The organism is Cupriavidus sp. GW823-FHT06D04, assembly GCF_058795055.1.
The window spans coordinates 18,993-27,509 of the sequence record NZ_JBXAHL010000062.1 but is presented as its reverse complement, the minus strand read 5'-3'; the positions used below and the strand labels follow the sequence as shown (position 1 = coordinate 27,509).

The following is an 8,517-nucleotide window of genomic DNA, read 5'->3' as shown; positions in this document are numbered from 1 at the left end:
TCACGTAGCGCCGTAGGAATCCTCGTCCTTTCCGCCGTAAGGCGGCAGCCGAAGGCTGAGGACGAGGAGGATGTCAACCCGGTGTGAGCGGCCGGATAGCGCTTAATGCAACCGGCCCCGCGCCACCAGCATCGTCAACGGCCGCGCCAGCAGCGTGCTGGCCAGCGCCATCAGCAACAGCCCGGAAAACGCCGCAGTGCTGATGATGCGCGCGTCCAGCAGCACGGTTAGCACCACCACCTCGACCAGGCCCTTGGTCTGCAGCAGCGTGCCCAGTGCCAGCGATTCGCGCCAGCCCATGCCGGCGCGGCGCGCGGGCAGCGCCACGCCGGCCATCTTGCCGGCGATCGCGATGGCCAGCGACAGCGCCGCGATCCACAGCGTCATCGGGTTGTTCAGCGAGATCTCGGTGCGCAGCCCGGCGGCCAGGAAGAAGAAGGGCAGCAGCACCACCACCGTGACCGGTTCAAGCTGCTGGCGCACACGCTGCGCTTCGCGTGCGGGCCATACCAGCCCGGCGACGAAGCCGCCCATCACATGGTGCAGCCCGGCCAGTTCGCCTAGGAATGCCGAGGCCAGCACCAGGAACAGCGCCGTCGCTAGCAGCAGCTCGGTCTCCGGCGCGCGGCGGCGCAGCAGCCATGCCAGGGCGGGGCGCACCGCCAGGAACATGAACGCCAGGTAGGCACCGGCGCGTGCCGCCACGGTGAGGGCGCTGGCGCCGTCCTGGCCGCCATGCTGCAGCAGCACCAGGGTCAGGAACAGCCACACCCAGGCATCGTTGACGGCCGCGCAGCGCAAGGCCAGCTGGCCCAGGCGGGTGCCGGTCAGGCGCATTTCGCGCAGCAGCGCACCCAGCACCGGCAGCGCCGTGACGGCGGTGCAGATGCCCATGGCGCAGGCAAACCAGTAGGGGCTGGCCAGTTCCCCGGCGACCGGCCAGCCGGCCGTGGTCATATACCAGCCGGCAGCGGCCCCCAGCGCGAACGGCGCGGCAATGCTGCCCAGCGAGATCTGCAGGGTCGCGCGCCAGTGCGCGGGCACGCTGTCTTCGCGCAGGTGCAGGCCGGTCAGGAAGCAGAACAGCGTCACCGCCAGCCACTGCAGGCCGGACAGCATCGGCAGGCGGTCGGGCCCGAACAGCGCGGTCCAGCCCTGCGGCGCCAGCTGCCCGAACACCGATGGCCCCAGCACGATGCCGGCCAGCACCTGCACGCCGACCAGCGGAAACACCGAGCGCAGGCCGGCACCACGCCACAGCAGATAGGGCAGCGCGACCACCAGCATCGCCTGCAGGAAGAAGATGCTGACGCCGTTCATCGGACCACGCTGGCGACGACGCGCTTCATCCGAACATCCCGCCGTTGACCGAGATCACCTGGCGCGTGATATAGCCGGCGTCGGGCGACATCAGGAAGGCCACGGTCGCGGCCACTTCGTCGGGCGTGCCGAGCCGCCGCGCCGGGATCATGCGCAGCGCCTCGTCGCGCACGTGCTGCTCGACCATGTCGGTGTCGATCAGGCCGGGCGCCACGCAGTTGACCGTGATGGCGCGTTTGGCAAGTTCGATCGCCAGCGCCTTGGTGGCGCCGATGATGCCGGCCTTGGCCGCGCTGTAGTTGGTCTGGCCGCGGTTGCCCACCAGGCCCGAGACCGACGACAGCGTGACGATGCGCCCGGGCTGGCGCCGCTGCACCATCGGCATCACCACCGGGTTGAGCACGTTGTAGAAGGCGTCGAGGTTGGTATGCACCACCTCGTCCCATTCGGCGCCGCTCATGGCCGGGAAGGCCGCGTCGCGCGCCAGGCCGGCGTTGCATACCACGCCGTAGTAGCAGTCATGCGCGGCGATATCGGCCAGCAGCGCGGCGGCGGCTTCCTCGCGCCGTGCCACGTCGAAGCACAACACGCGGGCTTTGCGGCCGCAGGCGCGCACCGCGTCGGCGACGGAGTCGGCTTCGTCGCGGCGCGAGCGGCAATGCACCACCACGTCGTAGCCGTCGCGGGCCAGCCGCAGGGCGATGGCGCGACCGATGCCGCGCGACGAGCCCGTAACGAGCACGGTCGGATTGGTCATACCTGGTGTCCTTGAAAAAAGTCCTCTGCGGGCGCGGGCGCGAATGCGGAACGCATGCGGATGCGGCGCATCATACGCGGCAGAATTCTTCCAGCACCGCCAGCCGGCGGCGCGGCTCGGCCACGAAGGGGTTGCTGCGGTCCCACGCGTAGCCGGCCAGGATCGACGAGATCATGTCGCGGATCTCGGAGTTGGCATTGGGATGGAAGATCAGCTGCTGGAAGCGGCCTTCGTACCAGGCTTCGACAAACACGCGGAAGCAGTCCACGCCGGCCTTGAGCGGCTGGGCGAAGTCCTTGTCCCAGTCCACGGTGTCGCCGGCAAGCTGGCGCACCAGGCATTGCGCCGCCAGGCTGGCCGACTTGAAGGCGATGGTCACGCCGGACGAGAACACCGGGTCCAGGAACTCCCCGGCATTGCCGAGCAGCGCATAGCCGTTGCCCCACAACGACTTCACATTGGCCGAGTAGCCGGCGATCTGGCGCGCCGGGGTGTCCCACTGCGCGTTGCCGAGCAGCTTCGCCAGGCCGGGCTCCTCGGCCACCAGCGCCCGCAGCCGTTCGGTCTCGGTTCCGGTGTAGCGGTCCAGGAATGCTTTCTCGGCAACCACGCCCTGCGAGCAGCGGCCGTCCGAGAACGGGATGGTCCAGTACCAGACGTCCGGGTGTTGGGGATGCACGCTGATCAGGATCTTGTTGCGGTCGAAGGCGCCCGGCGCGATGCGGTCTTCCACGTGGGTGAAGAGCGCGCTGCGCACCGGGAAGCCCGACGGCGATTCCAGCTGCAGCAGGCGCGGCAGGATGCGGCCAAAGCCGGAGGCATCAAGCAGGAACTTTGCGCGCACCAGGTACCGGCTGCCGTCCGGCGCACGCACGGTCACCTCCGGCTGCGTGCCGCTGACGTCGACGTCCTCGACCAGGTGCGAGAAGCGCACCTCGGCACCCTGGCGCGCCGCTTCGCGGATCAGCACGTCGTCAAAGCGTGCGCGCTGCACCTGGTAGGTGGTGCCCCAGCCGGGCGAGAATTTCTCGCGGAAGTCGAAGGCGGTCTGCTGGTCGCCGCGCGAGAAGGCGGCGCCGTTCTTGTACTGGAAGCCCGCTTCCACCACCGCGCGCAGCATGCCTGCCTCTTCGATGTAGGCCATGCTCTGCGGCAGCAGGCTTTCGCCGATGGAAAAGCGCGGGAACGTCTCCTTCTCGATCACCAGCACCGGAATCCCATGCTTGCGCAGCAAGCCGGCCGCGACCGAGCCCGCGGGCCCTGCGCCGATGATGACGACATCCGTGGTTTCCGTTTTCATAAGGTTCGATTCTTCTCTTCTATTGCATGGGGAAGGCGGCGAGGGTCGGGAAAAGCGTCATCCTCACGCGGCAAACGCAAGAATATGACTGCAAATTGGCTCCCGTTGGCCGGCCTGCAACATATTGAAACCAATTCTCCCGGGCTGGATTATCGATGGGCCGCACAGAAAGCTACAGGGGGCCAGCAAGCTACGCCAACTCGCGGCAAAATGTGGAACTGTGGTCACAGCCTGCCATTTCCGCCTGTGCCCTTTGCTTCTACCACCCCGACGCCATCCCACCCCATCCGAAGGAGCCACCATGCCTGCCACAACCATGCCCTACAGCCGCCTCGGCGCCAGCAACCTGCGTGTTTCGGCACTTTGCCTGGGCACCATGATGTTCGGCGACCAGACCGATGAGGCCGAAGCCGCCCGCATCGTCGCCAGCGCGCGCGACCACGGCGTGAACTTCATCGACACCGCCGACGTATACACCAAGGGCGCGTCGGAGCAGATGGTCGGGCGCCTGCTGACTGCCAACCGCCACGACTGGGTGCTTGCCACCAAGCTGGGCAACGCGATGCAGGCGGCGCCCAACCACGGGCACTATTCGCGGGTCTGGATCCTGCGCGCGGTGGAGGACAGCCTGCACCGGCTGGCGACGGACTACATCGACATTCTCTACCTGCACCGCGACTATCCCGGCACGAACCTGGAAGAGGCGGTGCGGGCAATGGGCGACCTGGTGCGCAGCGGCAAGATCCGCTACTGGGCGGTGTCGAACTTCCGCGGCTGGCGCATCGCGGAAATCGCACGCCTGTGCGGCGAGCTGGGCGTGCCGCGCCCGGTGGCGTGCCAGCCCTACTACAACCTGCTGAACCGGATGCCGGAGGTGGAGATCCTGCCGGCATGCGAGCACTACGGGCTGGGCGTGGTGCCCTACAGCCCGGTGGCGCGCGGCGTGCTGACCGGCAAGTACGCGCCCGGGCAGGCACCGGGCGAGGGGACGCGCGCCGGCCGTGCCGACCGCCGCATGATGGAAACCGAGTTCCGCGAAGAATCGCTGGTGATTGCACAGCAGCTCAAGGCTCATGCCGAAGGGCGCGGGCTGACGCCGGGCCAATTCGCCACGGCGTGGGTGCTGGCCAACCCGATCATCTCGTCGGTCATTGCCGGTCCGCGCACGCTGGCGCAGTTCGAGGACTATCTGGGCGCGCCCGGTGCGGTCATCACGCCCGCGGAAGAATCGATGGTCGACGCGCTGGTGTCGCCGGGCCATGCCTCGACGCACGGCTACAACGACCCGGGCTACCCGTTCGGGGGACGACCCGTGGCACGCGCGCAGGCAGCCTGATGACCGTTTCGGGCAGGGGGCGCAATGTGGCGCAGGCGCTGCCTGGAGTGATGCCTGTATGCAACGGCACGATGCGCGTGCGCGCGCTTGCTGCAGGCTGCCTTTACTCCTACTAATATCAAGACAGGCGGCGCGCGGCGTGCGCGCGCCGCGAGAACATTGCGCTTCGAGCCGGTGCATGACAGCCGTTGCGCGCTGCATCGGCCCAACAGGGAAGCCCAAACGTGTCGCGTCGTGGCTGGATCTTCGCTGGCTTGGCGGTCGCCCTTGGTGGGGGCGCCTATGTCGTGTACAGCTTTGTCGCAAGCGAAGTGCGCAACTCGCACTTGCAGGCGCGGCTGATTGGCAGCCTGGGGCAGCGGCTGACATTCGAGATCCAGCCGGGTGCCAGCGACAGCATCCGTTTCCCGCATTCCGGCCCCTACGACGCCCGCATGGGCTACGGCCGCATGCCGCTGTTCGCGCAGCGGCTGGAGCAGCGCGGCTACGTGCCCGCCGAGCAGGCGCGCATGTCGCCCGACATGGTGCGGCTGATCGACGAAGGCCTGTTCACGCCCTACCGCGAGAAGAACCAGGCGGGCCTGCTGCTGCGCGACTGCAACGGGCTGACGCTGGCGTTCGAGCGTTATCCGCAGCGCCAGTACCCGGACTTCGGCGCGGTGCCGCCGCTGCTGATAAGCGCCTTGCTGTATGTCGAGAATCAGGGCCTGCTGAATCCGGAATACCCCAATATGAACCCGGCGCTGGACTGGCGCCGGCTGTCGCGCGCGGTGCTTGACCAGGTGATCCGGCTGGCCGACAAGTCGCATGACGCGCCCGGCGGCAGCACGCTGGCCACGCAGATCGAGAAATACCGGCACTCGCCCGAAGGCCGCACCGCGTCGATCCAGGAGAAATTCCGCCAGATGGCGTCGGCGTCGCTGCGCGCCTACCTGGACGGGCCCGACACCCAGCGTGCACGCGAGCGCATCGTGGTGGACTACCTGAACACCGTGCCGCTGTCGGCGCGCGAGGGCTTTGGCGAGATCAACGGCATCGGCGATGCGCTGTGGGTCTGGTACGGAGAGGATTTCGGCGAGGTCAACCGGCTGCTCAAGGACATGGACGTGCGCGCCCCTGAACCGCGCCAGGCGCAGGCCTTCAAGCGCGCGCTGTCGCTGATCATCTCGCAGCGCCGCCCGTCCTACCACCTGCGCCGCGACGATACCAACCTGGATGCGCTGACTGGCAGCTACCTGCGCCTGCTGGCGGCCAACAACATCATCACGCCCGAGCTGCGCGACGCGGCGCTGGCGCAGCCGCTGGACAAGGCCACGCCGCCGCAGCGCCCGCCGCAGGAGCCGTTTGTCACGCGCAAGGCCGTCAACCGCGTGCGCTCGGATATCACCCGGCTGACCGGGGTGGAGGGCCGCTACGACATGGACCGGCTCGACCTGACCGTGGACAGCACCATCAACCGCGAAGCGCAGCGCATCATCACCGAGACGCTGCAGCGCGTGAACAACAAGGCTGATGCGCGTGCCATGGGCCTGTACGGCCACAACCTGCTGCGCGACAACGACGACCCGTCGAAGCTGATGACCAGCTTCACGTTGTACGAGCGCGTGGGCAACGCCAGCGTGGTGCGCGTGCAGGCCGACAATATCGACCAGCCCTTCGATATCAACAGCGGCGCGCGCCTGAACCTGGGCTCCACGGCCAAGCTGCGCACGCTGGTGACCTACCTGGAGATCATCAGCGAACTGAACGCGCGCTACGCCGGCATGAGTCGCGACCAGCTGGCCGCCGTGCGTCTGGCGCGCCAGGATGCGCTTAGCCGCTGGGCGGTGGACTACCTGATGAAGGCGCGCAAGCCGGACGAGCGCGAGCTGATGCCGATGCTGGAGGCGGCGATGGAGCGCAAGTACTCCGGCAGTGCCGGCGAAGGCTTCTACACCGGCGGCGGCCTGCAGAGCTTCACCAATTTCGAGCGCTGGGAGGGTGAGCGCATCATGACCGTGCGCATGGGCTTCCAGCACTCGGTCAACCTGGTGTTCATCCGCATGATGCGCGACATCGTGCGCTATGAGATGTTCCATGCCAAGCCTGACATGGGCGACCTGTTCGAGGACCGCAACGCGCCCGGCCGGCGCGAGTACCTGGAACGCTTCGCCGACCAGGAAGGCAGCGCCTACATGACCGGTTTCTACCAGCGCTACCGCGGCAAGGATTCGGCGCAGCGCCTGGACACGCTGCTGGGCCGCGTGCGTATGACCATACCGCACCTGAATGCGGTGCGCATGTCGGTGACGTTGCTGAGTGCGCGGCCGACCCTGGATGAGGAAAGCTATGTGCGCATCATGCGCGCGCGCCTGGGCGACAAGCAGCTGGCCAAGGAAGACCTGCCGGCGCTGTACCGCAAGTACGGCAAGGACAAGTTCAACCTGAACGACCGTGGCTACCTGTCGCGGGTGCACCCGCTGGAGCTGTGGATGGTGGAGTACCTGGACCAGCACCCCAACGCCACGCTGTCGGAGATCCTGCGCGCCAGCACCGCCGAGCGCCAGGAAGTGTACAAGTGGCTGTTCAAGACGCACAGCAAGGCGGGCCAGGACAACCGCATCCGCACGCTGCTGGAGCAGGACGCCTTCGCGCACATTGCCCGGCGCTGGCAGCGGCTGGGCTATCCGTTCGATTCGCTGACGCCGTCCTATGCCAGCGCCATCGGCGCCTCGGGCGACCGCCCCGCCGCGCTGGCGGAACTGGCGGGCATCCTGATGTCAGGCGGGATGGCCACGCAGAACGCCGCGGTGTACAGCCTCGCCTTTGCCGATGGCACGCCCTATGCCACGCGCTACGTGCTGCAGCCGGCGCCGGGCAAGCGCCTGCTGCCGGAAGAAGTGACCGCGGTGGTGCGGCGCTCGATGATCGATGTGGTGGAAGGCGGCACCGCCAGGTCGATCCGGGGTGCCTTCACCATGCCGGGCCGCGATGGCACCACGCTGACGGTGGCGGGCAAGACCGGCACCGGCGATCAGCGGTTCCAGGTCTACGGGCCGGGCGGGCGGCTGATTTCATCGCGCTCGGTCAACCGCTCGGCGACCTTCGTGTTTACGCTCGGCGACCGCTTCTTCGGCACCGTGGTGGTCAATGCCAGGGAACCCTACGCGGCGCGCTACAGCTATACAAGCGCGCTGGCGGTCAGGGTGCTGCGCGCCATCGCGCCGCAGATCTCGGCGATGGCGCCAGGCGGCGACCGCGCACTGCTGCGTTGCCGCGATACGTCCCCAGGGCTGCGCGCCCCGCGCACGCCGACACTGACCGAGGCGGTGCCCGGCGCGCCGCTGGCCCAGGCACAGGTTGTGCCCAGGGTGTCGCCCGCGCCGGCCAATCCTGCCAGCCCGGTGCGCGCACCGGACACGCCGGCGCTGGCCGATGCGCAGGACGCCGCTGGCGTGCGCCGCGCCAGTCAGCCCTTGCGCCGGACCATGCCGTAGATCACCAGCAGCACGATCGCGCCAATCACTGACGCGATCCAGCCGGCCGGCTGGCCCGGCTGGTACCAGCCCAGGGCGCGGCCGACGTAGCCGGCAGCCAGTGAGCCCAGCACGCCCAGGACGATGGTCATGATCCAGCCCATCTTGTCGTCGCCGGGTTTGACCGCCCTGGCGATCAGGCCGACGATAAGGCCAACGAACACGGTGCCAATGAATGCCATCATGATGCGCTCTCCCGGCAGTGGTCTGAGTCCATGCCGGCCGCATGGGGCGGCCGGCTGCGCTTCATGATACACGCAGCACTCGGGTGCGTATGACGCTCAAGTGA

Annotated in this window: 6 protein-coding genes; 2 read left to right on the top strand and 4 right to left on the bottom strand. The window is 68.1% G+C overall.

The genetic code is table 11. The annotated features are described in order from the left end of the window. Positions 1-102: 102 nt before the first annotated feature. From AC1Q7H_RS37590 to AC1Q7H_RS37580, 3 genes are all read right to left on the bottom strand, one after another. Entirely contained in the window at positions 103-1,320 is a 1,218-nt protein-coding gene (locus tag AC1Q7H_RS37590; protein ID WP_492382371.1) for a cation:proton antiporter, read from the bottom strand. A 25-nt stretch (positions 1,321-1,345) separates the two neighbouring features. Beyond that, positions 1,346-2,077 carry a 3-oxoacyl-ACP reductase FabG gene (fabG, locus tag AC1Q7H_RS37585; protein ID WP_011617927.1) on the bottom strand — a complete coding sequence of 244 codons (732 nt, stop codon included), beginning with the start codon at positions 2,075-2,077 and terminating at the stop codon, positions 1,346-1,348. Between the two features lie 70 nt (positions 2,078-2,147). Then, on the bottom strand, positions 2,148-3,377 hold the full coding sequence (locus AC1Q7H_RS37580; protein WP_013954025.1) for an NAD(P)/FAD-dependent oxidoreductase: 1,230 nt from the start codon (positions 3,375-3,377) through the stop codon (positions 2,148-2,150). 301 nt (positions 3,378-3,678) lie between these two features. Between AC1Q7H_RS37580 and AC1Q7H_RS37575 the strand changes: the two genes are divergently transcribed. Further along, entirely contained in the window at positions 3,679-4,713 is a 1,035-nt protein-coding gene (locus tag AC1Q7H_RS37575) for an aldo/keto reductase (RefSeq protein WP_211979494.1), read from the top strand. 224 nt (positions 4,714-4,937) lie between these two features. Continuing rightward, positions 4,938-8,189 (top strand): transglycosylase domain-containing protein, encoded by a 3,252-nt coding sequence (locus AC1Q7H_RS37570; protein WP_013954023.1) that lies wholly within the window; start codon positions 4,938-4,940, stop codon positions 8,187-8,189. Here AC1Q7H_RS37570 and AC1Q7H_RS37565 read toward each other — a convergent pair. Then, positions 8,162-8,413, bottom strand: a complete 252-nt coding sequence (locus AC1Q7H_RS37565; protein WP_013954022.1) for a GlsB/YeaQ/YmgE family stress response membrane protein — start codon at positions 8,411-8,413, stop codon at positions 8,162-8,164. The two genes, AC1Q7H_RS37570 and AC1Q7H_RS37565, sit on opposite strands and share 28 nt — an antisense overlap. Positions 8,414-8,517 lie beyond the last annotated feature (104 nt).